This window comes from Caballeronia sp. LZ024 (assembly GCF_031451455.1).
In the GTDB taxonomy this organism is placed as follows: Bacteria; Pseudomonadota; Gammaproteobacteria; order Burkholderiales; family Burkholderiaceae; genus Caballeronia; species Caballeronia telluris.
The window spans coordinates 231,470-256,761 of sequence record NZ_JARUXL010000003.1 but is presented as its reverse complement, the minus strand read 5'-3'; the positions used below and the strand labels follow the sequence as shown (position 1 = coordinate 256,761).

The following is a 25,292-nucleotide window of genomic DNA, read 5'->3' as shown; positions in this document are numbered from 1 at the left end:
CGAGCGACAAACGCCGCTTAGTTTTGAATGTTCTGTTCGCAATCGTCCCAGTATCGCAGCGGGTCGCGGTGATGCGGAAAATGCGAGCCGAGCCACGCCGAAAGCTTGGCCCATTCCGGATGGTTGGTCCCCGTTTGAGCGGACCAGTTCGACGACCTCGCGAGGATTTGACCGTTCGCGCGATCGCGGACGACCAGGCTGCCGAGTCCGCTTGAACTGTTCGCCTGCGACTCCACCAGATAGCGCGGCAGGATCCTGAGTTCGGCATCTTCGGCCCACCCATATACGGCGCGAACGACGCCCGTCGAATCCCGCACCTCGATGGGGCCGCTTGCAGGGCGGACGGCTTTCCATCCTTCGGGAAACTCGGTGACGACCTCCTTCTTTTCCTCCCTCACCCACCTCACGCGCCATGCCCGCACCATCGCGTCGCGCATGCGGGACACCGACTCGTAGCCAGCAGGCAACTCGATCGCCATCGGAAGCGTAATGAGATTGTCTTTCCAGAGTCTGGATTCGTCGTCGATGCGCTCGACCACGTCGAACGCTCCGGCTTCGAATGGGTTCTCGGGCCGGCTCGATGCTTTCACGGTCCCGCCGGGCAGGCCTTCGAAAAGGCGCTCGGCATCCTGACGGGTCAGCTTGGTCTTTCCTTTCTTCATGAGTCTCTCTGCAGCACGGTTGTTCGCTAAAGCCAAGGCGTCAATTCTTCAAACGCGTGTTTGAAGTCCCTCACGATCCTATTCTGCGCTATTTGCCTGATGATGCAACCGCATATCGCGACGACGAGGCCTCGCATGGCAAGAGTCGATACGGCTGGCTATACTTTGCTGCTCTCCGCATCCGGCCAACGCACGCAGGAACACTCGAACATGATCGATCTACGCAGCGATACCGTCACCCGCCCGACCCCTGCCATGCTCGCCTCGATGACATCCGCGCCCACGGGCGACGACGTCTGGGGCGATGATCCAACCGTCTTGCGGCTGCAAGCCGCGATGGCCGAGCGCACCGGCAAGGAAGCCGCCCTCTTCTTCCCGAGCGGCACGCAAAGCAACCTTGCCGCGCTGATGGCCCATTGCGGACGCGGCGATGAATACATCGTCGGCCAGCAAGCGCACACGTATAAGTACGAAGGCGGTGGCGCGGCGGTGCTCGGCAGCATCCAGCCGCAGCCGATCGAAAACGCCCCCGACGGTTCGCTGCCGCTCGCGAAGATCGAATCGGCGATCAAGCCGATCGACGATCATTTCGCCCGCACGCGCCTGCTTGCGCTGGAGAACACCATAGGAGGCAAGGTGCTCCCGGCGGGATACGTGTCGGAGGCGGTTGGACTTGCGCGAAGCCGCGGCCTTGCCACTCACCTCGACGGCGCTCGCGCGTTCAACGCGGCGGTTGCGTCCGGGCAACCGATCGCAGCGCTGTGCGCGCCATTCGATTCGATCTCGATCTGCTTTTCCAAGGGACTGGGCGCGCCGGTCGGGTCGGTACTGGTCGGCAGCAAGGCGTTGATCGACAGCGCGCATCGGTGGCGCAAGGTACTGGGCGGCGGCATGCGGCAGTCCGGCGTGCTCGCCGCGGCGTGCCTGTATGCGCTCGCAAACAATGTCGAGCGTCTCGCCGACGATCACGCGAACGCTGCGCATCTTGCGCAAGCGCTCGCACAGATCGAACAGGTCAAGGTGACTTCGCAGGCGACCAACATGGTCTTCGCCGAATTTCCGGCCGAACAGTGCGCACCGCTCGAAGCGTGGCTCAAGGAGCGCGGGATTCTCACGCAAATGCTCTATGCATCGCGTTTCGTGACCCACCTCGACCTCACGCGCGCGGACATCGACATCTTCGTGGCATCAGTGAAGCAATACTTCGCGCGCTGAGCCTGCTCGGCCGCGCGACGGGTTCCTCACGTCGCGCGGTCGTTGCTTACTGGCCCGCTACGTGCGCGTTGAGAAACGTCACGTAGCCATTCTGCGTCTTGAGGATTTTCTCGGCGCACTCGTTATAGTCCGAGCCTTTCTCGTTGTCCGGCTTGTACATGCCGCGACACTGCGCAAAGAGCGTGAGCGTCGCGCCCGCGCCCTTGGCGACACGCGTCGCCGAGAAGGCGGCCTTGCCGGAACCGGAGGGCACGTCGGTGTCGATAGCAACTGCGTCCGCGCGGGTGACCGGCGTGTCGGAATGCTCCTGAATATAGCGCCTGGTCAGCGCCCAGGCGGCATCGCAATTCGCCGGGTTGCAGTCGACCGCCGCATTGCGTTGGGCCGCGACAAGGCTGGATTCGTTATGGAGGTATTCCTGAGCTTGTTGATTCTGCTTCTCGGTGGACGAGCAGCCCGCGAGTGCGAGCGCAACGAGTGTAAAGGCGGTGATCCGTTTCACGAGTAGAACTTTCCTGGTCACGTTTGAGCGCGATTATAGCCGTGCGCCCGAAGCGTTCGCAGATTCGCACAGGGCTCACGAAGCGCGCGCAGGCCGACCGCGTCGATTGTCCGTTTCCGCCGCATACTGTCGCTAGCGGTACATCCGCCATGCACGCTGCCCGGCGCGCATCCGGCAAGGAGGACACCCACTCATGAATGAAAACGCCGATCTGGTCAGCCGCTGTGCTGCCGAATTGCGTCGCATGATCGGGGCGAAGGAGATCTCGCCGGTGGAGCTGCTCGACGCCTGCATCGCGCGCATCGAGGCCATCAACCCCGCCGTGAACGCCGTGACGGCCACCTGTTTCGATGAGGCTCGCCAAGCTGCGAAGGCCGCCGAGCGCGCGGTATCAGACGGCAAGCCGCTTGGCCTGCTGCACGGGCTACCGCTCGGCGTAAAGGATCTCGAAGACACGGCTGGCCTTCTGACCACTTACGGAACGCCGATGTTGCGGGGCAACGTGCCTTCCCGCGATGTCGTGCTGGTCGAGCGCCTGCGCGCGGCCGGCGCGATCCTCGTGGCGAAGACGAACGTGCCCGAATTCGGCGCCGGCGCCAATACGCGCAACGTGGTGTGGGGCGCGACCGGCAATCCGTTCAATCCGGAACTGAACGCGGGCGGCTCGTCGGGCGGCTCGGCGGCGGCGCTTGCCTGCGACATGCTGCCCGTCTGCACCGGCTCGGACACGGGCGGGTCGCTGCGCATTCCGGCATCGAAATGCGGCGTGGTGGGCTTCCGGCCGTCGGCGGGACTCGTGCCGAATTCGGGGCGCCTGCTCGGATGGTCGCCGCTCTCGGTCGTCGGTCCGATGGGACGCACGGTTGCCGAAACCGCGTTGCAACTCGCCGCGACCGCCGGCCTCTCGACGGCCGATCCGCTCTCCTACGAAGTCGATCCCCTTTCGGTCGCGCTACCCGCGCCGCTCGATCTGTCGTCGCTGCGCGTGGGCTACACCGAAGACTTCGGCAGTTGCGACGTCGACGACGCGATCCGCGCGACCTTCCGTGCGCGCATCGCCGCGATTGGACCGATGGTCCCACATGCGAGGAAGCGGCGTTCGATCTCGGCGACGTGCATCGCTGCTTCGACGTGATCCGCGCGGAGAGTTTCGTCGCCGGCCTGCGCGATGCCTACGCGCGCGACCCCAACGCGCTTGGCCCGAACACGCGCGCCAACTACGAGATGGGCGCGAAGATGTCGCTCGCGGACAGCGCCTGGGCGCAAGCGGAGCAGACGCGCATTTTCCGGCGCTTCCAGAGCGCGTTCGAACGCTACGACGTGATTCTCTCGCCGACCACACCGGTCTCGCCGTTCCCGTGGCAGCAACTCTACGCGGCACAGATCAACGGCCGCCCGCAGGAGAACTATTACCGCTGGCTCGCGCTCACCTATGTCGTCACGCTGACGACGCATCCCGCGCTCTCGCTGCCCTGCGGCGTCGATGATGCGGGCATGCCGTTCGGCTTGCAGATCGTCGGGCCGTTTCATGGCGACCGCAAGACGCTCGCGGTCGCGCACGCGTTCGAGCAGGCATTCGACGCCGTGCCCGCGCTGCGCCGCCCGCGCCCCGACCTCTCGACGCTCACGCAGCCGACGCCATCGCTCAAGTCGATCGTCACTGCGCCGCCCATCCTTGATGCCACCGGCGAAAGTCAGGCCGGGACATCGGCGGTTTGAGCGGGGCCGCAATAAAAGCGCTGATCGGGTCAGCGCGGTCGTTATCCCCGCAATCGGGTGGCTCTCCTGTCCGCCCGCTCCCGCCGATGGCGGGATAGCGATCCTCCCAAGCGCGGGTTTCCTCGCGCGCGATTTCCGGCCACAGTACACCTCATGCAGCGCGCGGCCGCTTTCGCACCGCGCACCTCAACAAGAAGCTGTGCTGCCAGCCGAATCCCCTTCCTCGCTTTCGGTCAGCGTCGACCTCATCGGTGACGACGCGTCGTCCCTCTTCCGCGAAGCGAACGCAAGCGCCCGACTCGCCACGTCCATGCATCGGCGAAAGCCGCTTCAACCCGCGCAGCCACGATGACGCCGCCACCCCGCGGCCAGCCAGGAGGAGCAGGAGTCATGTCGGACAGAACAGTGCATCACGCATCGCGCAATCGCGCTTTCCTATGGGTGGATCTCACGCGGCAGCCGAGCGCGTCACTCAGCGATTCCCTCGACGGTGCCTTCGAACTGCGCCGCGTCCGTGAACCTCTGCACATCGTCAGCGCGATCAGCCTCCACGCGCCGCCGTTCGTCTGCTTCGAGTTCGAAGCGTCCGGGGAATCCAGCGAGTCCGAGACACGCGGCATCGAATCGCTGACGCGCGTGCGTCGTGAACATCCCACGCTGCCCGTGCTCGTCATCGCGGGGCCCGGTTCGATGATCGTCGCGTTGTGGGCGCTGCGCCTGCGGGTGTGGGACCTGCTCATCAAGCCGGTGGCGCACGAAGAACTGAGCCAGAGAATTTTCACGCTCGCCTCGATGATTCCCGCCGGTCAGAACGCCATCGGGGATGTCGTCGAAGCGGCGTCCCATCCGCTCGTCCAGGGCATCGCCCGGCGCACGTCGCCCGCGGTCGCCTACGTCGCCGCACATTTCGATCGCAAGATTGCGCTCGAAGACGTCGCCGAACTGTGCCAACTCAGCTCGTGGCAGTTTTGCCGCGCGTTCAGAAAGGAGCACGCGGTGAGCTTCGGCCAATACCTGCTGCGCTTCAGGATGGAGCGCGCGTGCGAGCGGCTCGCCATGCCGAACGCGCTCGTCAAACAGGTGGCCTACGCGGTGGGCTTTAACGACGTCTCGTACTTCACCCGTTCGTTCCGGCGCGAGTTCGGCGTGTGTCCGAGCGCCTATCAGATGACCGCGCGGCCCCAGTTCGAATCTCGCGCCGAGGCATGCGAAGCGAGCGTCGGATGATGCGCGGCGCTAAAGCGCGACGTAGCGCGAGCCGGCGTGGGCGGGATACGACTCATGCGTGGCGGATTTTCATGACATGTCGCCCTTTCAAAACGGATGCGGACAACTAAACTGGTTTCATCCGGTTCCAGGTGACGCCACTTCTCCGCGCGCCGCCGCCACAGCAAGACCGCTGGAGACACCTCGATGAACCCCTCCCAGTACTCCGATTCCATCCGCGCCGAACTCGATTTATTAGACATGCTATCGGTCGGAAGCAAGGGGCCCGGTGTCAAGCGAGTCCAGGAATGGCTATCGCTGCATGGAATCGGCACGACCATCGACGGTGACTTCGGCACCGCCACCGCGCATGCCGTGAGCGGCTTCCAGACGACGAAGGGCCTTGCCCCAAGCGGCGTCGTCGATGCGGCGACATGGGCCGCTCTCACGGCCCCGATGAGCGCCGCCCTGCAGAACGGCACGGCGCTCGACATGCCGCAGCGCGTGAAGGAAATCGCGAGCCGGCATCTGGGCGCGAAAGCGCGCGAAGTGGGCGGCGACAACTGCGGACCCTGGGTGCGTCTCTATACGGGCGGCCGCGAAGGCACGGAATGGAAATGGTGCGGCGGCTTCGTGAGCTTCGTCCTGAAGCAGGCGACGACCGAACTGCAGAAGGCGATGCCGGTGTCCGGCTCGCTGTCGTGCGACAGCCTCGCCGCGCAGGGCGACAAGGCCAACCGGCTGGTCAGCGGCGCGGACCTCGCTCGCGGCGACTGGACGAGCCTCGGCCCTGCGTTCATCTTCCTCGTCAAGCGCACGAGCAGCGACTGGTCGCACACGGGCCTCGGCTTCGGCGGATCGCCGGATCATTTCGACACGATCGAAGGCAACACCAACGACGACGGCAGCGCCAACGGCTACGAGGTCGCAGCGCGCGTGCGCTCGGCGAAGGACAAGGATTTCATCGTCATCCAGTAGTGGCGCGGCGAGGCTGCCGCAGCCATCGTGCTGTCGCGCTGATGGCATTCCCGTTCGACGCACCGCACGCTTCGATTTCGCAAGACTCCTCGTTCAAATCATCGGAGTTGCGCCATGTCATGCATTCGACGAGGGTTTTACCTGCTGTTCGCGTCCCTGATGCTGCTAATGGCCGGGACGTGCCTCGCGCAGGGCGCGAACGCGCCGCAAGCGGCGTCCGGTCCGCCGATCGTGATCGATCAGTCCGTGCTGAACGCCATGGTCAAGGCGCAAAGCGTGGAAGGTCACGCCGATCAGGTGCAGTTATCGCGCGATCAAATGCTGCACCTCCTGGGCGCCACTTCCGATGCCGAACGAAGCAGCGTGATGCGCTCGCTCATCATCGCGAGCTTCTCGTTCGTCGCTCTGAGCATCATCATCATGATGCTCGTGGTCGCGCTCGTGCGCTGGTCGTTCTGGAAAAACGCCGCGCAAGCCGGACCGCAACGTTGGCGAACCTATCTGCTGCAATTACCGCTCGGCGCGCCCGAGGGCAGCATCCGTGCGCTGCTCTCGCTGTTCGTGGTCGTATTCGGCTTTCTCGTCATCGCCATGCAGGGTTATCTCGGACTCGGCAATACCGAAGCGATCGCGGGCTTCGTCGGCTCGGTCATCACGTTCTACTTCACGTCGCGCAACAGCGAGCAGGCGCGCAAGGCGATCGTCCAGGCCCAGAGCGCGGCCGACACCACGGCGACCACCGTGGCCGGCGTCATCCAGAAGGCCACCGAAGCCGCGGCGACCACGCAGCGCGAGAACACCGACCGCATGACCACGCTGACGCAATCCGTAGTCGACAATTCGAAGGAAAGCGCCGCGATGGCGCTGCGCACGATTGCCGGCACGGCCACGGGCGGTGTCGGTACGGCAGCCGCCGCCGATGCGACGAACGCGCAGTCGCGACTCGCCACGGTACGCGATCAGCTCACCGCGATCCAGCAGGTGGCGCACGGCGTGAGCGCCCTCGGCGTAGGCGGCGAGACGCTGCCGGCGGCGGCCGCCACCATTGCGGCCGTCGGCGACCTGCTCGGCAAGGTTCAGCCGCTCCTGAGCGGGAAGCCCGACGCGGCGAGCGTCGAGAGCGTCCTGCGGGACGTCGGCGCGAAGCTGCCCGCGCTGCAGGCGGCGGGACTGCCCGGGGCGGTGGCGGAATCGGTCGAAGTGCTGCGTTCGGTCGCGTCGCCGATTCTCGCCGGCTTGCCCGGCGGACCGATCGGCATCGCGGGCGGCGTGCTGGTCGCGGCCATCCGGCTCGCGGGCCGCCAGCGCGACCTGAACAACTTCAAGGCCGCGCTGCTGAGCAAACCGTTCGATGCGACGCTGCTGCCCGACGCGCCCGACGAAGCCACCGCCGCCGCGGCCTTCGCCATCTCCCCGATGATGCAGGCGCATTTCCCCGACGCGGACCCCGCGCTCAAGCTCAACCTGATGGCGCTCGCCGTGCGCAAGAACGACGACGGCTCGCGCCGCAACGCCGCCGACATCGCCGCGACGTGCAGCGACGACATCCGCAACAAGACGGCTGCCGTGCTGCCCGCGCGCAAGCCCGATGCGGAGTTCACCTCGGTCGAGGAACTGACCCACACCTTCGACGAGTATCTCGGCTCGCTCGTGCACCTCGCGGCGCTGCCCACGCTTCCCGCCGATGTCGCGCTGCCGCGGGTGGCCGGCGTGGCCGAGACCGCGCAGGCGAGCCTGAAGACCCTCGCCGATGCCGCGCGGCAACTTCTGCCCGACCCGAAGGCGTCGGCACAGCTGGAACGGCTCATCTATCTGGGCGAAGCGCTCGGCAAGCTGCCGATCGACAAGGAGCAGGCGGTGGGTCTCGTCACGGACGCGCTGGCCGTCGTCGCACGGACCGCGCTCGTCCAGACCAAACCGGAAGAATCGGAATGAGCGCGAAAACATTCGCTTGTGGCGCGGCGCTCGTCTGGCTCGCGGCGTGTTCCGGCGGCAGCCCGCCGTTCGTCCAGAACCCGTCCGTCACGCAACTCGACAGGATGGAGAACGCGAACCAGAGCGCCAGGCAAACAGGCGAGCGCGCGCCGCTCAGGTCGATGGCGGCGGAACAGATCGACTGCACCTCGCGCGCGGACGCGGTCTGCGAGCGCCTGTTCGGATTGCGCGCCAGCGCCTGCGCGCAACTGACGAACACCGGCGACGCGCCGAAGGACGCGGCAGCCCGCCAGTGTGCGGTGTCCGACTACGAGCAGGCGATCCGGCTCCTGCCCGATCCGCCGAAGGACACGGACCGCACGGCGCTCCTCTCCGGTCTCGCCGATGCGCTGAAGACCATGCGTCCCTACGCGAGTCCCGCGAACGCCGCCGCGCTGCAGTCGCGCTTCGACGATACGCTCGGCAAGCTCCAGGCCCAGCCCGACGGCCAGCCGTATGCCGCATACTTCCGCGCCGACGCGGACGCCACGCGCGCGATGAACGGCCTCGTCGCGCCGGCGCAGGTCTGCCCGACGCTGACCGGCGCGCGCAGCCAGCTCGCGACGACCCGCACCGCGAGTGCGGAGCTGTCGGCGCGCATCGAGCGGCTCTCGAAGTCGATCGACACGTTCTCTGCCGCAAAAGGATGCACATGATGCCGACCTTCACGAGAAATCTCTGGCTGACTTCGCCGATGATGCGCGGCGCCGACGTAGCGCAGGCGCAGACCCAACTGATCAGGCTCGGCTACAAGCTCACGAGCGACGGCATGTTCGGACGCGCCACGAGCGACGCCGTGGTCGACTTCCAGACGCACAACCCGGCGCTCATCGCCGACGGCGTGCTGGGCCGTCAGAGCTGGGCGCTCCTTTTCGGCGAAACCACGCCGGTGCTGCCGGACCGCGCCGCCAGCGACATCCTGACGCCCGAGCAGATCGGCAGGCTGACCCAGCAGCATCGGCAGTTTTCGTCGAGCGATCCGTGGCGGATCGGCCGCGACGGCGTGTTCGTGCACGACGACGCGGCCGCCGTCTGCACCCCCGCCGCCGAGGCTCAGGTCCGCACCGTGTTCAACGCCCAGAAGGCCGCGCTTGCGACGATCCTGAGCAAGGTGCCCGTGCCGATCGAGTTGATCATCGCGTGCATCTGCGCCGAAAGCGGCGGCAAGGTCCGCGCCGAGCGCCGCGAGCCGGGCTGCAGCAAGATCGATCCGGCACTCACGCCGGGGCGCGTGTCGGTGGGCCTGATGCAGACGCTGCTCAGCACCGCGCGCGATTCGCTGCGCCGTCCGCAGTTGAGTCTCGACGACCTGCGCGACCCGCTCGTTTCGATCGAAGCCGGTGCGACCTATATCTGGCGCCAGGCGCGTCTCACGGGCTTCGACCCGCCGCTCGTCGCGGCCGCGTACAACGCCGGCGGCGTGCGCTTCAACGACAATCGCGCCAACCGCTGGCGACTCGTCCAGTATCCGATCGGGACGTCGGCGCATGTCGACCGCTTCGTCGGGGCGTTCAATGCCGCCATGCGCCTCGACGACATCGCGACGCTGAACGCCTCGCTCAATAATCGCCTGCCCAGCTTCAGACACTTTCTTTCCGCGGCTTGAGCCGCGTGGCGCAGCATCGCCAGACGGTTTCACTGCTTGCAGCCTTGGGGGAAACGATGGACGCAGCGCTTGATTTGATGTGGAGCAAGTACCGCGGATGGTCCGCGCGCGCCCGGACCATCCGGAGCGATCTCGATCGCTGGCGGCTTCGCACGCTGGCGTTGACCGTGATCGGCGCCGTCCTGGCGACGTTGGCCTCGCAGTTGCCCGGGAGGCTTCCCAACCTGCAAGTGGTCGCGCAGTTCCTGAGCGCCGCGAGTGCCGTCGCGATGGCGCTCGCGGCCTGGGCCGCAAGCTCGATGCTCGACTCGAAAGTCGAGAAGGACTGGATTCGCGCTCGCGCGCTCGCGGAGCGGGCGAAGTCCGAGGCGTATCGTTATGCCACGCGCGTGCCGCCCTACGACGGTGCCGACGCCAGTCAGAAATTGTTCGACAAGGTGAAAGAGCTGATGGCGGAAGGCGAGGATTTACCCGCGATCGAGCCCGAGGGCGCGGATGCCAGCAAAGGCCGGCCCGGCAGTCCGCTTTCCGTGCAGGATTACATCGCCATCCGCCTGGAGGAACAGATCAACTGGTTTGCGCCGAAGGCCACCATGAACGAGCGCAACGCGGCCCGTTGCACACGGGCGGTTCAGGTCTTGAGCGCCATCGCGGCAGGGCTGGGCGCGTTGGGTGCGGTATTCGCGGGCGCCGGCATTGAGGTCTGGGTTGCCACACTCAGCACGATCACGACGGCGATCGGCACCTACGCCCTGGCCGAGCGTTATCAGCGCCTGGCAGCGACCTACCGCCTTGCCGCCGACCGCCTCAAGTTGCGCCTGACAGAATGGCAGATCCTCACGCAAGGACAACCCGCCAATGCGGCAGCGGACCACGCCCTGATTCTGGATAGCGAGGGACTCATGAACGGCGAGAACGACGCCTGGGTCGCCGACTTCCTGAAGCGCACGGCCACGCCCGCAGGCGCAAACGCGGTCCCATGAACCGGACTTCGCCGCCACAGCGCCGGTGACGTCACATCGACGCAGCGTGCGAAACGGATATCGCCGGACTGTCGAAGCGTTCGATCAGAAAGTCGATGAACGCCCTCGCCCGCGCGGACTGATTCCGCCGGTTGGCGTAATAGACGAACAGGTCCGCCGAGGGCAGGACGAATTCCGGCAGCACGATTCGCAAGCGGCCGCTCTCCACATACTTCGCGAGATCCCATTCGGACCGAACCAGGATGCCGTGCCCGTCGAGCGCCCAGCCGAGGACAATATCGCCGTCGTTGCTCGACAGCATGCCGCGCACCTTCACCGCCTCGCTGCGGCCGTCGCGCGTGAAACGCCAGATGCCGTGGGCGTCATCGTTTTGACGGTGAATGATGCACTGATGCCCCGCGAGGTCGGCGAGACTCGTCGGCGCGCCATGCTGTTCGAGATATCGCGGCGACGCGCACAGGAACCGGCGGTTCGTCATCACGCGCCGTGCATTGAGCCGCTTGTCCGGCAGCGAGCCGAAACGAATCGCCAGATCGACGCCGCTCTCGACGAGATCGACGGGCCGATCCGTGACATCGAGCTGCACCTCCACATGGGGATTGCGCCTGGCGAATTCCGACACCAGCGGCGCGATCGTGGTCCGCCCGAACCCGAGCGTGGCGTTCACCCGCAGCAGCCCTCTCGGCACGGACCGGCTGGACGAAACGGCGTCCTCCATCTCCCGGACCTCGGCGAGAATGCGCGTCGCGTAGTGCAGGTAGGTCTCGCCTTCCGTGGTCAGGCTGATACTGCGCGTCGTCCGGTTCACGAGCCTCGCGCCCAGCCGCGCCTCCAGTTGAGCGAGGCGTTTGGTGGCGGCGGGCGGCGTCAGGTCGAGTTCTCGGGCCGCGGCGGCGAGGTTGCCGTGCCGCGCCAGCAGCACGAAAAACTCGAGATGGGAGGCAAGATCAGTCTTCACCGAAAGTTAATAAAGAAGTGATTTCCGGTGAATCATAGCGCCGCCTTTCGCGAATAACCTAGCGACTCCTACAGCCCGTTGCATCGGCCACCCGCGATGCCACCAGAAGACATCCATGAAAATCGTCGAAATCCGCGAAAAGACCATTCCGATCAGTTCCCCGATCCGCAACGCCTATATCGACTTCAGCAAGATGACGCTGAGTCTCGTCGCGGTCGTGACGGACGTGATCCGCGACGGCAAGCCGGTGGTCGGCTATGGCTTCAATTCGAACGGCCGCTACGGCCAGGGCAAGCTGATGCGCGAGCGCTTCATCCCGCGCATTCTCGAAGCCGACCCGGCCGCGCTCGTCAATGATGCCGGGGACAACCTCGACCCGCACAAGATCTGGGCGACGATGTTCACCAACGAAAAGCCCGGCGGCCACGGCGAGCGCTCCGTGGCGATCGGCACGATCGACATGGCCGTGTGGGATGTGGTCGCGAAGATCGAAGGCAAGCCGCTCTTCCAGTTGCTGGCCGACCGATACGGCAATGGCATGCCCGATCGCAAGATTTTCGTGTACGCCGCGGGCGGTTACTACTACCCGGGCCAAGACCACGAAAAGCTCAAGGACGAGATGCGCAGCTATATCGACCGGGGCTATACCGTGGTGAAGAAGAAGATCGGCGGCGCCTCGCTCGATGAAGACCTGCGCCGTATCGATTCGATCCTGAGCGTGCTGCAGGACGGCCAGAAGCTGGCGGTCGATGCGAACGGCCGCTTCGATCTCGACACCGCGATCCAGTACGCGAAGGCGCTCTCGCAATACGACCTGTTCTGGTACGAAGAGCCGGGCGATCCGCTCGACTATGAATTGCAGGCCACGCTGCGCAACTACTACGGCAAGCCGATGGCGACCGGCGAAAACCTCTTTTCGATGCAGGACGCCCGCAATCTGATTCGCTACGGCGGCATGCGTGCCGACCGCGACTGGCTGCAATTCGATTGCGCGCTGAGTTACGGCCTTGTCGAATATCTGCGCACGCTCGACATGCTGCGTGAACACGGCTGGTCGCCGAAGCGCTGCATCCCGCACGGCGGACACCAGATGTCGCTCAATATCGCGGCGGGCCTCGGGCTGGGCGGCAACGAATCGTATCCCGATCTGTTCCAGCCGTTCGGCGGATTCCCCGACGGCGTCAAGGTCGATAACGGCTACATCACGATGCCGGACCTGCCCGGCATCGGCTTCGAAGGCAAGGCCGATCTCTTCGCCGAGATGCAAAAGCTGTCCGCTTGAGGCGTCGCGTGCTCACCGCGACAAGCCGCGCGCGTCGACCTTCCACAACGCCTCGACTTGCGCGGCTCGGACGCAAACGAATTCGTCGTAGAGATTCACCGTGGGGTCGCAATGCCCGGGAACGATCAGCACGCGTTGCCCGACGAGCGACTCCGTTCCTCGTTCGAGACCGCCCGCAACGTCCAGCATGCCGTGCTCGTCGTTCGCGCCGACATAGGCCAGTTCGGGCGTCTCGACACGGGAAAGCGCAGTCACCTCGCGCGGCAGTCCGGAATCGACGGCCAGTCCCTTCAATCCGACGTCGCAGACCGCCATGCCGGGCCGCGTCGCGCTCATGATGGTCGACAGAATGAAGAGACTCTGCCGCGGCCGGTCTAAAGCCGTCCATTCGATGCTGCCGTAGTCACCATCTCCGAACACATAGGAACCGGGCTGAACTTCGGTGTAGACGCCGCTTCGCGCGTCGAATTCCACCGTGCCCGTGCCCCCGCCGGTGACGACGGGCACATCGACGCCCCGCGCGCGAAGCACGCTCACGAACTCCGACGCGCGCTGCGCCGCGAGCTTCGCCGCCTCCCCGCGCGCCTGCCACGACGCGATATGCTGCGCGCCGCCGTGGTACGCCTGAATCCCGCCGAACCGCAAGGCGGCATGCTGCGCGATGGCGTCGACAAGACGCAGCAGGTCGTCGGGCCGCGTGACGCCGCAGCGCCGCTGCCCGACGTCGATTTCGGGCAGAACGTCGATCCTGACGCCCGCCTCGGCGGCCGCGAGGCCCAGCACGGCCACCTGCGGCAACGAATCGACGCACACGCTAAGGCGCGTGTGCGCGGCCAGCTCGACGGCCATCGCGACCTTGTCCGCGCCGACGAACTCGTTGCTCACGTGAATGCTTTCGATGCCCGCCGCCGCGAACGGATACGCTTCGCTCAGCTTCTGGCAGCACACGCCGACCGCGCCCGCCGCGACCTGCCGGCGCGCGATGTCGACCGACTTGTGCGCTTTCGCGTGTGGCCGCAGCGCCACGCCGCATGAAGCAGTGAATTCGGCCATGCCGCGCACGTTCGCCTCGAACGCATCGAGTTCGATCAGCAACGAAGGCGTGCCGATTTCGGCGAGTGTCGCGCCGAGGCGTGCAGCGGGAGGAGCAACCAAAGTCATGTCGTTCTCGTCGGTTCGGGGTGGAGGATGGACCGCAGGCGGCGTCGTCACCTTATCTGTATTGCAGCCGTTCGTCACGAATCCACGAACCGCGTATCACGAAAAAAGCCCGCCCGCGCGAATATTGCCCGTGTAGCCTGTAGCGCGGCCGCATCGGCTGCGAAGCATGGCCGCCCCACTCAGGACAACAAGGATTCGAACACATGAGTTTCGTGCACTTCATCGGCGGGGAAAAAGGCGGGGTCGGCAAATCGCTCGTCGCCCGCGTGCTGGCGCAGTATTTCATCGACCGCAATCTGCCGTTCCTCGGCTTCGACACCGACCGCTCGCACGGCGCGCTGCTGCGCTACTACGCCGATTTTGCCGCGCCCGCGGTGCTGGACGACCACGACAGTCTCGACCCGGTGATCGAACACGCGCTGGAACAGCCCGAGCGCCGCATCGTGGTCGATCTCGCGGCGCAGACGCAGCAGTCGATCTCGCAGTGGTTCGACGACGCCGACGTGCTCGGCATCGCGCAGGAAAACGGGATCGCGCTCACGTGGTGGCACGTGATGGACGCCGGCCGCGATTCGGTCGATCTGCTGCGGCAATGGCTCGACCGGTTCGGCGGGAAGTTGCGTCTTGTGATCGTGCTGAACGAGATCCGCGGCGATCGCTTCGAACTGCTGGAAGCGTCGGGCGAACGCCAGCGGGCGGAAGCGCTTGGCGCGAGCATCGTGTCGCTGCGCCATCTCCCCGACACGACGATGCAGAAGATCGATCAGAGAAATGCCAGCTTCTGGGCGGCGGCGCATCATCCGGATCGCGCGAGCACCGGGCTTGGCATGCTCGAGCGACAGCGCGTGAAGGTCTGGCTCAACCGTGCTTACGAAGAAATCGACAAGATCGCGCCGTAGCGGCCATAACGCTGCCGGCGGGTCAGTCGGCTTGTGAACCGAAGCCATTCGCGTCGCCCCGCCAGTTTGAGAATACTGACGGGGCGACGCGGCGTTTCAGGCGAGATCGAAACGGTCCAGGTTCATCACCTTGACCCAGGCTGCGACAAAATCGCGGACGAATTTTTCCTGCGCGTCCTCGCTCGCATAAACTTCCGAGCAAGCGCGAAGCTGGGCGTGCGAACCGAAGACCAGATCGACACGCGTGCCGGTCCACTTCACCTCGCCCGTCTTGCGGTCACGCCCCTCGAACACACTGCGCGAGAGCGGCTTCCACTCCGTGCGCATGTCGAGCAGGTTGCGGAAGTAGTCGTTCGTGAGCGTTTCCGGCCGATCCGTCAAGACGCCGTGCGACTCTTGCCCGCTGTGAACGTTCAGGACTCGCAATCCGCCGACGAGCGCCGTCATCTCGGGCGCGGTCAGCGTCAGCAATTGCGCCTTGTCGATCAGCAACGTCTCCGCCGGGACGCCTACCCTAGGGTTCACGTAGTTGCGGAAGCCGTCGGCGGAAGGTTCGAGCGCGCCGACCGATTGCACGTCGGTCTGTTCCTGCGAGGCGTCCATGCGCCCCGGCGTGAACGGCACCGTCACCTTTTGGCCGCCCTTCTCCGCCGCCTGCTCGATGGCAGCGCTCCCGGCGAGCACGATCAGGTCGGCGATCGACACCTTCTTGCCGCCGGAACCCGCACCGTTGAACTCGCCCTGAATGCCTTCGAGAACCTTCAGTACGTTCGCCAGTTGCTCGGGCTGATTGACTTCCCAGTCCTTCTGCGGCGCGAGGCGAATACGTGCGCCATTGGCGCCGCCGCGCTTGTCCGAACCGCGGAACGTGGACGCCGACGCCCACGCGGTCGCCACCAGTTGCGATACCGGCAGCCCCGACGACAGGATTTTCTGCTTGAGCGACGCGATGTCCTGTGCATCGATCAGCGGATGGTCGACTGCCGGGATGGGATCCTGCCAGAGCAACGCTTCGGCCGGCACTTCCGGGCCCAGATAGCGGGCGCGCGGTCCCATGTCGCGGTGCGTCAGCTTGAACCACGCGCGCGCGAAGGCATCGGCGAGTTCGTCGGGATGCTCCCAGAAACGCCGCGAAATCTTTTCGTACTCGGGGTCGAAGCGCAGCGCCAGGTCGGTGGTGAGCATCGTCGGCCGCAGCTTTTTGGACGGATCGTGAGCGTGCGGGACCGTTTCGCCGCCGTCCTTGGCGACCCATTGATTGGCACCGGCGGGACTCTTCGTCAGTTCCCATTCATGGCCGAACAGGCTCTCGAAGAAACCGCTGCCCCATTTTGTCGGCGTCGTGGTCCAGGTGACTTCCAGGCCGCTTGTGATCGTATCGGCGCCCTTGCCGCTGCCGAAACTGTTCTTCCACCCGAGGCCCTGGTCCTCCAGATCAGCGGAGCCCGGTTCGGCACCGACGTTGTCGGCAGGACCGGCGCCATGCGTCTTGCCGAAAGTATGGCCGCCGGCGATCAGCGCGACGGTTTCCTCGTCGTTCATCGCCATGCGCGCGAACGTCTCGCGGATGTCGTGTGCCGAGGCGACCGGGTCCGGATTGCCGTCCGGGCCTTCCGGATTCACATAGATCAGGCCCATCTGCACGGCGCCCAGCGGATTCTCCAGATTGCGCCCGTTGTCGGTCCGGCTCGCCTCGGCGCCATGCAGCTCCGCGTCGGCGACGATCACGCCTTCGTCATCGTCGTCGCCGGCGGCGCCCTTGCCGTAGCGGACGTCGCCGCCGAGCCAGGTCTTTTCGTTGCCCCAGTAGACGTCCTGATCCGGCTCCCACGTGTCTTCGCGGCCGCCGGCGAAACCGAACGTCTTGAAACCCATTGTTTCCAGCGCGACGTTGCCGGTCAAAATCAGTAAATCCGCCCAAGAAAGCTTCTGACCATACTTCTGCTTGATCGGCCAGAGCAGGCGGCGGGCTTTATCGAGGCTGACATTATCCGGCCAACTGTTGAGCGGGGCGAAACGCTGCTGGCCGCGCCCTGCGCCGCCGCGGCCATCGCCGATCCGGTACGTGCCGGCGCTATGCCACGCCATGCGGATGAAGAGCGGTCCATAGTGGCCGAAGTCCGCCGGCCACCACTCCTGGGAATCGGTCATCAACGCGGCGAGGTCCTTTTTGACCGCGGCGAGGTCGAGACCCTTGAAGGCTTCGGCGTAGTTGAAGCTGTCGTCCATCGGGTTGGATTTACGGGAGTGCTGGCTGAGTAAATCCACGCGTAGTTCTTTCGGCCACCAGTCCCGGTTCGTCGTGCCGCCGCCGGCGGCATGCTGGAACGGGCACTTCGCTTCGCTTGACATGCGTAATCTCCTTGAGAGGACTTACCCACTATTTGTTGTGTCAGGACGCCACGCCTTCGCGGGCAATTCATTCGGGGAGTCCCCGGGCGCTTGCGACTTTTGTCGGCGAGGGTACTCCAATTAAATATAAGCGTGTGTGACCCACAACAGAAGTCGATTCCTGCAATGCCGCTGATAGGTGCGGCCTATAGCGCGGCGGGTGCTGGCGCCAGCCGTGTCAGGCTTGGCTTTTATCTTTCTGACCTTTTACGCGGGCTCCGCTGGCGCCTTTTTCTTCTGCTTGAGTTGATTGAATTCGATCGCTGCACCGACGAGGTTTTGCAGCGCGCGCCCATCGATCTTATCGCCCTCGAAAAAATCGATGGCCCGCCGCGCGTTGCCTTCCAGACCCGCGTTGAAAAGCTTGTCGGGATCCGGGATGCTCGCGCCGTGCGCGAAGGTCAGCTTGAACCTTTCCCTTGTGGGCATTGGCGACCGCGATGATGCCATCGCGATACCACACCGGGCTTCCCATGTACTTCCATTCCTCGACGATCTCGCCGTCCGCCTCGAGGATATGCTTTCGAATGGCGGCGAATGTCTGGCCGCGCCAGTCGGTGAGTGTCGCGATCAGCTGGTCTATGTGTTCCGATGGATTCATGGAATGCGTATGCCTCGATTTCAAGTCCGGTCGCCTGCGGCCACGATACATGCGTCGACCTGAGCGCTACGGACGAAACGCGGTCTTCCCGCCCGCCTGCTCGACATATTCGACCGGCAGAAGGCCGCGAGCCACCGCCTTGACGAGCACTGCGTGGTCGGCCTCCGTCTGGTCCGCGTAGGCACGCGCGAATCGGCAGAGCGCCTTGTCCAGCTTGTCGGACGACCCCGCGTAGCCGGCGATCATCGACGCGCCGCTCGTGCGCGCGTGGCCCTTCGCGAGCAGATGGCCGACGATCCCGGCGTAGTCGGTGAGCGCGGCGGCGTCGAGCGCGTCGAGAGGAATCGTGCCTTTCATGTTGCGAAACTGGCGGACGTAGTATTGCCGGCCGTCGATGGACGTCCAGCCGAGCAGCGGATCGCTCACCGTCTGCAGCGCCTGCTGATACTCGACGACACGCTGTCCCTGATGCGCGTGCCATGCCGAATCGCCGTGAACGAACCGGGCCAGCACCGAACGGCGCGCCTGCTTGAGCTGGAGAAAGACGACGTCGTCGGCGCTGCTGCCTTCGAGCAACGCAACGTAGGCGCGCAAGCCCACGCTGCCCACGCCGACCACCTTGTGCGCGATGTCGACCAGCGTGTAGCCGCCGAGCACGCGGCGCCAGTGCGGCGCCAGCGTGTCGAGGTATGCGTCCAGCGACGCGGCGATGCTTTCCGCCTCCGCATCGGGAACCCGCGTGATCAACGGCGGTTCGTCGACGATACAGCGCCGGCCGTCGCGTTCGGTCGTAAAGCGCGGCAAGGCGCGGTCGCTCGTGCGTGACCGCGCACGTTTGGCCGCGCGCGCGATCTCGCCGCGCAGCGCGGCATCGGTTGCCGTCTCGTGCAGGCGGTCGACGTCGATGCGCTGATACGAGCGCGACAGCAGCGGTTCATTAGCGAGAAAACGCACTTCCTCGCGATAAGCGGCGACGCACGACGCGACCGAATCATGGCACTGACTTTCACTCGCGCCCGTATGCCGGCCCGCCACCCAGATGCTCGCGACCAGCCGCCGCAGATCCCACTCCCAGGCGCCGGGATGCGCTTCGTCGAAGTCGTTCAGGTCGATCACCAGATCCCGTTCGGGTGAAGCGTAGAAGCCGAAGTTGCCCAAATGAGAATCGCCGCAGACGACGGGCGTGATGCCGGTCGCGGGAAGATGGGCGACGTCCTCGGCCATCACGACGGCCGTGCCGCGCAGGAACCCATAGGGCGATGCGATCATGCGGCCGACCCGGATTGGAATCAGCCGGTCAAGCCGTCCCTCGTGCGAACGCATGATCTGCTCGACGGGGTCCGGCCGCGTCGCAGGAGCTTTCCAGTCGCCGAGCGTGTTGCGCGGAACCCGGTCGCGAAGGCTCCGGCCGAGTTCGAAGCGCTCCGCGCGCGACATGGGCCGACGCCGCAGCGAGCGATAACTGTCGCTGTCGGCGTCGGCGAGAACGACGTGGCCGGCCGGCGCTTGATTGGCTGCCGTGACAGGTTCTTCGCCGGACGGGGGACCGGGTTGATCGGGGAGCACGCTTGTTCGCGTCTTGTTCATGTTCGATCGATTCATCTGTCGATGGATGAACGGATCGTAACGCGTACGACGCGGCCGCGCGATGGCAATCTTCGCGCGTAGCCTGGGCGGTGCCGCTGCGCTTTAGCCGCGCCGCGAATTCTCGGCGACCGGAAGCCAGCCGAAGCGTTCGGCGAGATCCGACGTCGTCACGATCCCGACGATCCTGCGTTGCGCATCGACGACCGGGATGTGATGATGGCCTTTCTTCACGTAAAGCCCGAGCAGCGTTTCAAGCGACGACGTCGCGTCGATCGCATCCACTTGGCGCGTCATCAGGCCAGCCACCGTTTGCGACGCCGGTCGTGGACGGCCGACGCGCATGCCATCTGATACGACGAGCGAAGGCCGCCCGAGCTTCTCCAGATCCCCGCGCGTCACGATGCCTGCCAGCCGGCCATCGGCATGAACCGCGGGCAATGCACGAATCCGGTGGCGCTCCAGTATTTTTTCGACGACGCGTCGCCGTGTATCGAGCGAAACCGTGACGACGTTGCGCGTCATGATCTGCTCGCAGGTGCATTCGCGCAGCATGCGCGCGCTCGCGACAGCACGCGTTGCCGCCATGATCGACTCCAGGTCTTTCGTCGTGCTTTCGATGGTTCGCGAATGGCTTCGGATCATGTTCATCGATACGACGTTGGACGGCTTGTCGTCGCTGCGATTGTCGATGCCTGTGCGTTCTTGGCGCGCGCCAGGGTTCCTGCAAACGCGGGCAAGCATCCAGTAAGCCGACGCGGCCGCCAGCATCAGCTTCAGCCCGTTCTCGTCGCGCAAGGTGAACGGACGAACTTCCCCCACGTCGATATGGAACGCCGGGCCGATTGCATGAAGCACAAGCAGCACCGCCACGCAGACGACAAGCATAACGGCCGCGCCCGCAATGCCCGCAACGCTCAGGCGCCCGGCAAGTCGCCGGTGCGCGCGATGCGGATTCGTGTTCGATAGTGTCGTCACGCACACCTCCGGCTGGTCACGCGCTCCGATCCGGCCTCATGCAGCCTTCCCCGTCATGCGCTTATCCGCGCGAGCCGTTCACCTTGCAAGACGCCGCAGCGCACGCCTGCCAGGCGCATCGCTGCGGGAGAGCGTGCGAACCTGGCGACGCTGTCGTGTCCTGTCGCGACGCGCCGATGCTCCGCCGACGAGCGCGACCGATGGAGACGGCTCCTGCGCGCTCTCGCTTGCGAGGCCGGCGAAACGGCCGTGTTCTTCCGCTTTCGCCGCGACATCCGGGGGAAGCAGATCTGCAATCGTAAAGGTGGCGAACGCTCCGAGCGCCACGACGACGATTGCCGCCACGATCACGATTTCCATTTCGCATCTCCCGTCAGTTCGCGCATACGCGCGGACGCGTTCCACCGGGCAGGCCGCCCGCCGGAGCATGCCGTTGGCATACAATCAGCGCCAAATGAAGACGCCCCGTTCCTCGATACCGACGACGAACATCCGCGCCGGTCGTATCGATTGTGCCGAACGAGCATCGCGCCGTCCAAGACTGGATTCGGATCAGGGCAATAACAACAGCTTATGGAGACCCAAGTGTTGCTTCGACACATCCGGTATCTCATCGCAGTAGCCGAACAGGGCAATTTCACCCGCGCAGCCGAGACGCTCAGCGTGTCGCAACCCGCGCTGTCGCAGCAGATCAGGCAACTCGAAAGCGAGCTTGGCGGGCAATTGTTCGATCGCAGCGGGCGGGTCGTCCGGCTGACCGATTTCGGTCTTGCCTACATCGAATTCGCGCGGCGCGCGGTGCTGGATCTCGAAGCCGGACGCCGCGCATTGCACGACGTGCGCGATCTGTCGCGCGGCCACGTGCGCGTCGCCGTCACGCCGACCTTCACCGAATATCTGGTGGGACCGCTGGTCGCCGAATTCCACGCGCTCCATCCCGCGATCACGATCGAGGTTTCGGAGATGTCGCTCGAAGCGATCGAAGCCGCGCTGGGCGACGATCAGGTCGATGTCGCGATCGGCTTTACGGACATCCGCTCCGACGACATCGACATCGAACCGCTCTTCGTCGAGCGACTGACGCTCGTCGCGGGAGGCTCGCATCCGCTCACACGCGGCGCGGCGGCCGTGTCGCCGGCCCAGCTTGCAGAGCTTCCGCTTGCGCTCCTGACCGGCAACTTCGTGTCCCGCCGCTATATCGACGACTACTTTCACGGGCATGGCATCAAGCCGAACATCGCACTGCAGGCCAATTCGATCAGCGCGGTGCTGAAGATCGTGCGCCGCGGCGATGTTGCGGCGATTTTGCCGAGCGCGATGCAACGCGAGCACGGCGACCTCGCGTATGTGCCGCTCGACCCGCCGTTTCCGACGCGGACGGTCGCACTCCTCAAGCGTCGTCGGGCCTATCGAACGGCGGCATCGGTCAGGTTCTGCACGTTGCTAAAGGAGATGCTGCGCGAGGGCGAACTGTCAGCACTACAGGATTTCGCGGCTACCGATAGCGGTGCGCCTTGAACATCACGTCGCTCAGAAAGTTCGAACGTTCGATTCTTTAGCAATGCGCTTTTACCATCACATCGGTAAATGATTGCGATGTTTAAATCCGAATTTGAAATAGCACAAGCTGCCCCTGGAAGTACCGCAAAAACATCTAATCATTTAAACATTCCGCAGCCCTATATCTTCTTCTTGTCACCGCTTTAGCGAGCGTTTAACATGCGCTACACGTAAACCCGCACCGAGAAGGTTGCCATGCCTGTTGCAGCACTGACCTCTCAGAGGCAAGGAAGCGTCCGCGTATATGCGGGCGTCGTTGCAAAGCCGATCATCGCCATCTCGGTCACTTATTGCGTGCTATCCAATATCAGCTTTCAGTCGTCATCCGACGGATCGCTCGCCATGCATCGCGCAGCACAGATGGGCCTGGTTTCCGAGGAATATGCGGAACAACACACAGCGGACCGGGTACTCTTCAAACATGTCGGTCCCGAACTTTACGAATACCGCGTCAAACGTGCTGTCGTGAGTTATGCGGGTATCCCGTGGCTGGTCGCACGTCGCACGAATATCGATCTCTTGGGCCGATGCGAAACGTTCGGTCAAGAGGGATGCAGTCTGAGGGCAGACTAGATCTGCTTTTCGTTCTCCGGCGTCAAATCCCGTTCTCGATTGCCGTCGTTTTCAACGAGTGGAGCGCATGCGTCCGATGCCCGATGACATCCCCGAGCCGCAAGCCGTCTGCAATCCCATCACTCGCAGCGCCATTTTCCTTGTCGCCACACTGAAACCCGGCGTCGAAAGCGCGGACACCGTGCGCGCGTTGTGCGCCGACATCGCCGCGCTGGTTCGCGCTGTCGGCACGCGCGCGCCCACGGGCGAGTTGTCGTGCGTGTGCGGCTTCGGCTCCGATGCCTGGAACACGCTCTTCGGCGCGCCGCGCCCCGCGAACCTGCACCCGTTTCGCGAGGTCGGCGACCACGCGCGACGCGCCATCGGCACGCCGGGCGACATCCTCCTGCATATCCGCGCCGACCACATGGATCTCTGCTTCGAACTCGCCGCGCAGTTGATGGCGCGGCTGGGCATTGCGGTATCGGTGGTTGACGAGGTGCACGGCTTTCGCTATTTCGACCTGCGGGACATGGTCGGTTTCGTCGACGGCACGGAAAACCCGAGAGGCCGCGAGGCGGTCGATTTCGCCGTCATTGGCGAAGAGGATCGCGAGTTCGCGGGCGGCAGTTACGTGATCGTGCAGAAGTATCTGCACGACATGACCGCCTGGGAATCGCTCCCGGTCGAAGCACAGGAACGCATCATCGGCCGCAGAAAGCTCTCCGACGTCGAACTTCCCGAAGGGATCAAGCCATCGTCCTCGCACAGTTCGCTGACGACCATCGAAAAAGACGGTCAGGAAGTCAAGATCCTGCGCCACAACATGGCCTTCGGCCGGCCGGGCGCCGGCGAGTTCGGGACCTACTTCATTGGCTATGCTGCCTCGCCCGAACCGATCGAACAGATGCTCGAGAACATGTTCGTCGGACGGCCGCCCGGTAACTACGACCGGCTGCTCGACTACAGCCGCGCGGTCACCGGCGGGCTGTTCTTCGTCCCGTCGGCGCCGCTGCTCGAAGCGCTCGCGGATCGCCGCCCGAAGTCTCCCGCCGATCAGTCTCCCTCAGCTGCATGATTGGCGAAGGCGTTCGCAGGTCGGGTCTGCGATCCCGATGCGTTCCCGTTGTCAAACGATTACATTCGGCTTGCTCTCGTGTCGCGCCACCGCTAGAATGCGAACAATTCCTATTTACGTAGCGGTGGATTTATGATTCTCGTGGTCGCGCAGCGATCCTTCGTCAGAGCGCGGCAACGATGAGGCCGTGGTTCGTTCGTCTGCATCGATGGCTCGGCGTCGCGACGGCGCTGTTCCTTTTCGTCTCGGGACTGACCGGCGCGATCATCGCGTGGGATCACGAACTCGACGCGGCGCTCAATCCCTCGTTCTTCTACGCGCGCACGGACGGTCCGGCGCTATCGTCGCTCGAACTGGCGCGGCGCGTCGAAGCCGCCGATCCGCGGATCGAGGTGACGTATCTGCCGCTCGGCGTCGAGCCGGGCCACACGCAGCAGATGATGGTGCTGCCGCGCACCGATCCCGCCACCGGCCAGGCGTACAAGGTCGACTTCAACCAGCTTGCCGTCGATCCCGCGACCGGCGAGGTGCAAGGCCGGCGCGAGTGGGGTGCGGTGTCGCTCGCGCGCATCGACCTGCTGCCGTTCATCTACAAGCTTCACTACACGCTGCACCTGCCGTTCGTCGGCGGGCTGGACGTGGGGACGTGGCTGCTCGGCATCGTCGGCATTCTGTGGTTTTTCGACAGCGGCATCGCGCTGATCCTGTCCTTCCCGAGCGTGAAGGCGTGGCGCAAGTCCTTCGCGTTCCGTTTCGGGCGCGGCGGTTACGCGCTGACCTTCGACCTGCATCGCTCGGGCGGCGTCTGGATCTGGGGTCTGTTGCTCATGATGGCGCTCACTTCGGTATCGATGAATCTTGCCGATCCGATTATGCGACCCATCGTCTCCGTTTTTTCGCCGCTCGCGCCGACGATCCTGAACAACCCCGAACTCGCCCGCCCGTCAAGCCCGGGCGCGACGCCGCTCACTCGTGAGGCGGTGCTTGCGCGGGCGATCGAGGACGGGCGCGAGCGCGGTCTCGCGGCGCCGCCGGGCGCGCTCTACTACGCGTCCGCGCTGCATGCGTATGCCGTCGGCTTTTTCGCGCCGGGACACGATCACGGCGATGTCGGCCTCGGCAATCCCTGGCTGCACTACAACGCGAGCACGGGCAAGCTCGTCGGATCGTCGATTCCGGGCAAGGGTTCGGCGGGCGACATCTTCATGCAAGCCCAGTTTCCGCTGCATTCCGGGCGAATCGCCGGCATTCCGGGACGCATTCTGGTCAGCGCCGTGGGCATCGCCGTCGCGATGTTGAGCGCAACTGGCCTGATGATCTGGATCAGAAAGCGTTCCGCCCGGCGACAATCGGCGGTAGCCAAGGAAACCCGCGCCGTGCGCGGCAACTCCGTCTCTTCCTGA

At 65.0% G+C, this 25,292-nt stretch carries 21 protein-coding genes and 2 pseudogenes; 14 read left to right on the top strand and 9 right to left on the bottom strand.

Annotated elements, in window-relative coordinates:
• Positions 1-17: 17 nt before the first annotated feature.
• Positions 18-662: a hypothetical protein gene (locus tag QCE48_RS19045; protein ID WP_309784464.1), complete on the bottom strand. Its 645-nt coding sequence runs from the start codon at positions 660-662 to the stop codon at positions 18-20.
• 210 nt (positions 663-872) lie between these two features.
• On the opposite strand from QCE48_RS19045, the gene ltaE reads away from it, so the two are divergent.
• Complete coding sequence (gene ltaE, locus QCE48_RS19040; RefSeq protein WP_309785064.1) at positions 873-1,877, top strand: low-specificity L-threonine aldolase; 1,005 nt, start codon at positions 873-875, stop codon at positions 1,875-1,877.
• A gap of 46 nt (positions 1,878-1,923) precedes the next feature.
• Here ltaE and QCE48_RS19035 read toward each other — a convergent pair whose 3' ends face one another.
• Positions 1,924-2,379 (bottom strand): lipoprotein, encoded by a 456-nt coding sequence (locus QCE48_RS19035; RefSeq protein WP_309784463.1) that lies wholly within the window; start codon positions 2,377-2,379, stop codon positions 1,924-1,926.
• A gap of 193 nt (positions 2,380-2,572) precedes the next feature.
• Between QCE48_RS19035 and QCE48_RS19030 the strand changes: the two are divergent.
• From QCE48_RS19030 to QCE48_RS19000, 7 genes and pseudogenes are all read left to right on the top strand, one after another.
• A pseudogene (locus tag QCE48_RS19030) lies at positions 2,573-4,098 on the top strand (amidase).
• A gap of 390 nt (positions 4,099-4,488) precedes the next feature.
• The gene (locus tag QCE48_RS19025) at positions 4,489-5,325 is read left to right on the top strand and encodes a DNA-binding response regulator (protein ID WP_309784461.1); all 837 of its coding nucleotides are present in this window, start codon (positions 4,489-4,491) and stop codon (positions 5,323-5,325) included.
• Positions 5,326-5,511: 186 nt separating this feature from the next.
• Entirely contained in the window at positions 5,512-6,282 is a 771-nt protein-coding gene (locus tag QCE48_RS19020; RefSeq protein WP_309784460.1) for a peptidoglycan-binding domain-containing protein, read from the top strand.
• Positions 6,283-6,396: 114 nt separating this feature from the next.
• On the top strand, positions 6,397-8,217 hold the full coding sequence (locus QCE48_RS19015) for a hypothetical protein (RefSeq protein WP_309784458.1): 1,821 nt from the start codon (positions 6,397-6,399) through the stop codon (positions 8,215-8,217).
• Positions 8,214-8,912: a hypothetical protein gene (locus tag QCE48_RS19010; RefSeq protein WP_309784456.1), complete on the top strand. Its 699-nt coding sequence runs from the start codon at positions 8,214-8,216 to the stop codon at positions 8,910-8,912. The genes QCE48_RS19015 and QCE48_RS19010 overlap by 4 nt, the downstream gene beginning before the upstream one ends.
• Complete coding sequence (locus QCE48_RS19005) at positions 8,909-9,862, top strand: transglycosylase SLT domain-containing protein (RefSeq protein WP_309784454.1); 954 nt, start codon at positions 8,909-8,911, stop codon at positions 9,860-9,862. Before QCE48_RS19010 ends, QCE48_RS19005 begins: the two co-directional genes overlap by 4 nt.
• A gap of 5 nt (positions 9,863-9,867) precedes the next feature.
• Positions 9,868-10,845, top strand: coding sequence for a DUF4231 domain-containing protein (locus tag QCE48_RS19000; protein WP_309784451.1), 978 nt, complete (start codon positions 9,868-9,870; stop codon positions 10,843-10,845).
• Positions 10,846-10,876: 31 nt separating this feature from the next.
• Here QCE48_RS19000 and QCE48_RS18995 read toward each other — a convergent pair whose 3' ends face one another.
• A complete protein-coding gene (locus QCE48_RS18995; protein ID WP_309784449.1) occupies positions 10,877-11,803 on the bottom strand; it encodes a LysR family transcriptional regulator in 927 nt (308 codons plus the stop codon).
• Between the two features lie 115 nt (positions 11,804-11,918).
• Here QCE48_RS18995 and QCE48_RS18990 point away from each other — a divergent pair, with 115 nt between their 5' ends.
• Positions 11,919-13,085, top strand: a complete 1,167-nt coding sequence (locus tag QCE48_RS18990; protein ID WP_309784447.1) for a mandelate racemase/muconate lactonizing enzyme family protein — start codon at positions 11,919-11,921, stop codon at positions 13,083-13,085.
• A 12-nt stretch (positions 13,086-13,097) separates the two neighbouring features.
• Here QCE48_RS18990 and QCE48_RS18985 read toward each other — a convergent pair whose 3' ends face one another.
• On the bottom strand, positions 13,098-14,246 hold the full coding sequence (locus QCE48_RS18985; protein ID WP_309784444.1) for a DSD1 family PLP-dependent enzyme: 1,149 nt from the start codon (positions 14,244-14,246) through the stop codon (positions 13,098-13,100).
• Positions 14,247-14,449: 203 nt separating this feature from the next.
• Between QCE48_RS18985 and QCE48_RS18980 the strand changes: the two genes are divergently transcribed.
• Positions 14,450-15,145, top strand: coding sequence for a mobilization protein (locus tag QCE48_RS18980; protein ID WP_309784442.1), 696 nt, complete (start codon positions 14,450-14,452; stop codon positions 15,143-15,145).
• A gap of 96 nt (positions 15,146-15,241) precedes the next feature.
• On the opposite strand, the gene katG is transcribed toward QCE48_RS18980, so the two are convergent.
• From katG to QCE48_RS18955, 5 genes and pseudogenes are all read right to left on the bottom strand, one after another.
• Positions 15,242-17,497 carry a catalase/peroxidase HPI gene (gene katG / locus QCE48_RS18975; RefSeq protein ID WP_309784441.1) on the bottom strand — a complete coding sequence of 752 codons (2,256 nt, stop codon included), beginning with the start codon at positions 17,495-17,497 and terminating at the stop codon, positions 15,242-15,244.
• A gap of 246 nt (positions 17,498-17,743) precedes the next feature.
• Positions 17,744-18,137 (bottom strand): annotated as a pseudogene (locus QCE48_RS18970) (DUF1801 domain-containing protein).
• Positions 18,138-18,203: 66 nt separating this feature from the next.
• The gene (locus QCE48_RS18965; protein ID WP_309784440.1) at positions 18,204-19,724 is read right to left on the bottom strand and encodes a DUF2252 domain-containing protein; all 1,521 of its coding nucleotides are present in this window, start codon (positions 19,722-19,724) and stop codon (positions 18,204-18,206) included.
• Between the two features lie 102 nt (positions 19,725-19,826).
• On the bottom strand, positions 19,827-20,699 hold the full coding sequence (locus tag QCE48_RS18960; protein WP_309784439.1) for a CBS domain-containing protein: 873 nt from the start codon (positions 20,697-20,699) through the stop codon (positions 19,827-19,829).
• A gap of 78 nt (positions 20,700-20,777) precedes the next feature.
• Positions 20,778-21,059: a hypothetical protein gene (locus QCE48_RS18955; RefSeq protein ID WP_309784438.1), complete on the bottom strand. Its 282-nt coding sequence runs from the start codon at positions 21,057-21,059 to the stop codon at positions 20,778-20,780.
• A gap of 225 nt (positions 21,060-21,284) precedes the next feature.
• On the opposite strand from QCE48_RS18955, the gene cynR reads away from it, so the two are divergent.
• From cynR to QCE48_RS18935, 4 genes are all read left to right on the top strand, one after another.
• Complete coding sequence (cynR, locus tag QCE48_RS18950) at positions 21,285-22,217, top strand: transcriptional regulator CynR (protein WP_309784436.1); 933 nt, start codon at positions 21,285-21,287, stop codon at positions 22,215-22,217.
• 237 nt (positions 22,218-22,454) lie between these two features.
• Positions 22,455-22,832, top strand: a complete 378-nt coding sequence (locus QCE48_RS18945; RefSeq protein WP_309784433.1) for a hypothetical protein — start codon at positions 22,455-22,457, stop codon at positions 22,830-22,832.
• 76 nt (positions 22,833-22,908) lie between these two features.
• Positions 22,909-23,889, top strand: a complete 981-nt coding sequence (locus QCE48_RS18940) for a Dyp-type peroxidase (protein ID WP_309785063.1) — start codon at positions 22,909-22,911, stop codon at positions 23,887-23,889.
• A gap of 179 nt (positions 23,890-24,068) precedes the next feature.
• Positions 24,069-25,292 (top strand): PepSY-associated TM helix domain-containing protein, encoded by a 1,224-nt coding sequence (locus QCE48_RS18935; protein ID WP_309784430.1) that lies wholly within the window; start codon positions 24,069-24,071, stop codon positions 25,290-25,292.

Bases quoted from the DNA above. Each gene is read 5' to 3' on its own strand.
- ltaE (WP_309785064.1), top strand. From the start codon at position 873: ATGATCGATCTACGCAGCGATACCGTCACCCGCCCGACCCCTGCCATG.
- QCE48_RS18990 (WP_309784447.1), top strand. From the start codon at position 11,919: ATGAAAATCGTCGAAATCCGCGAAAAGACCATTCCGATCAGTTCCCCG.
- QCE48_RS19010 (WP_309784456.1), top strand. From the start codon at position 8,214: ATGAGCGCGAAAACATTCGCTTGTGGCGCGGCGCTCGTCTGGCTCGCG.
- QCE48_RS18940 (WP_309785063.1), top strand. From the start codon at position 22,909: ATGCCCGATGACATCCCCGAGCCGCAAGCCGTCTGCAATCCCATCACT.
- QCE48_RS18935 (WP_309784430.1), top strand. From the start codon at position 24,069: ATGAGGCCGTGGTTCGTTCGTCTGCATCGATGGCTCGGCGTCGCGACG.
- QCE48_RS19020 (WP_309784460.1), top strand. From the start codon at position 5,512: ATGAACCCCTCCCAGTACTCCGATTCCATCCGCGCCGAACTCGATTTA.
- katG (WP_309784441.1), bottom strand. From the start codon at position 17,497: ATGTCAAGCGAAGCGAAGTGCCCGTTCCAGCATGCCGCCGGCGGCGGC.
- QCE48_RS19025 (WP_309784461.1), top strand. From the start codon at position 4,489: ATGTCGGACAGAACAGTGCATCACGCATCGCGCAATCGCGCTTTCCTA.
- QCE48_RS18985 (WP_309784444.1), bottom strand. From the start codon at position 14,246: ATGACTTTGGTTGCTCCTCCCGCTGCACGCCTCGGCGCGACACTCGCC.
- QCE48_RS18980 (WP_309784442.1), top strand. From the start codon at position 14,450: ATGAGTTTCGTGCACTTCATCGGCGGGGAAAAAGGCGGGGTCGGCAAA.
- QCE48_RS19045 (WP_309784464.1), bottom strand. From the start codon at position 662: ATGAAGAAAGGAAAGACCAAGCTGACCCGTCAGGATGCCGAGCGCCTT.
- QCE48_RS18945 (WP_309784433.1), top strand. From the start codon at position 22,455: ATGCCTGTTGCAGCACTGACCTCTCAGAGGCAAGGAAGCGTCCGCGTA.
- QCE48_RS18955 (WP_309784438.1), bottom strand. From the start codon at position 21,059: ATGGAAATCGTGATCGTGGCGGCAATCGTCGTCGTGGCGCTCGGAGCG.
- QCE48_RS19015 (WP_309784458.1), top strand. From the start codon at position 6,397: ATGTCATGCATTCGACGAGGGTTTTACCTGCTGTTCGCGTCCCTGATG.
- QCE48_RS18965 (WP_309784440.1), bottom strand. From the start codon at position 19,724: ATGAACAAGACGCGAACAAGCGTGCTCCCCGATCAACCCGGTCCCCCG.
- QCE48_RS19005 (WP_309784454.1), top strand. From the start codon at position 8,909: ATGATGCCGACCTTCACGAGAAATCTCTGGCTGACTTCGCCGATGATG.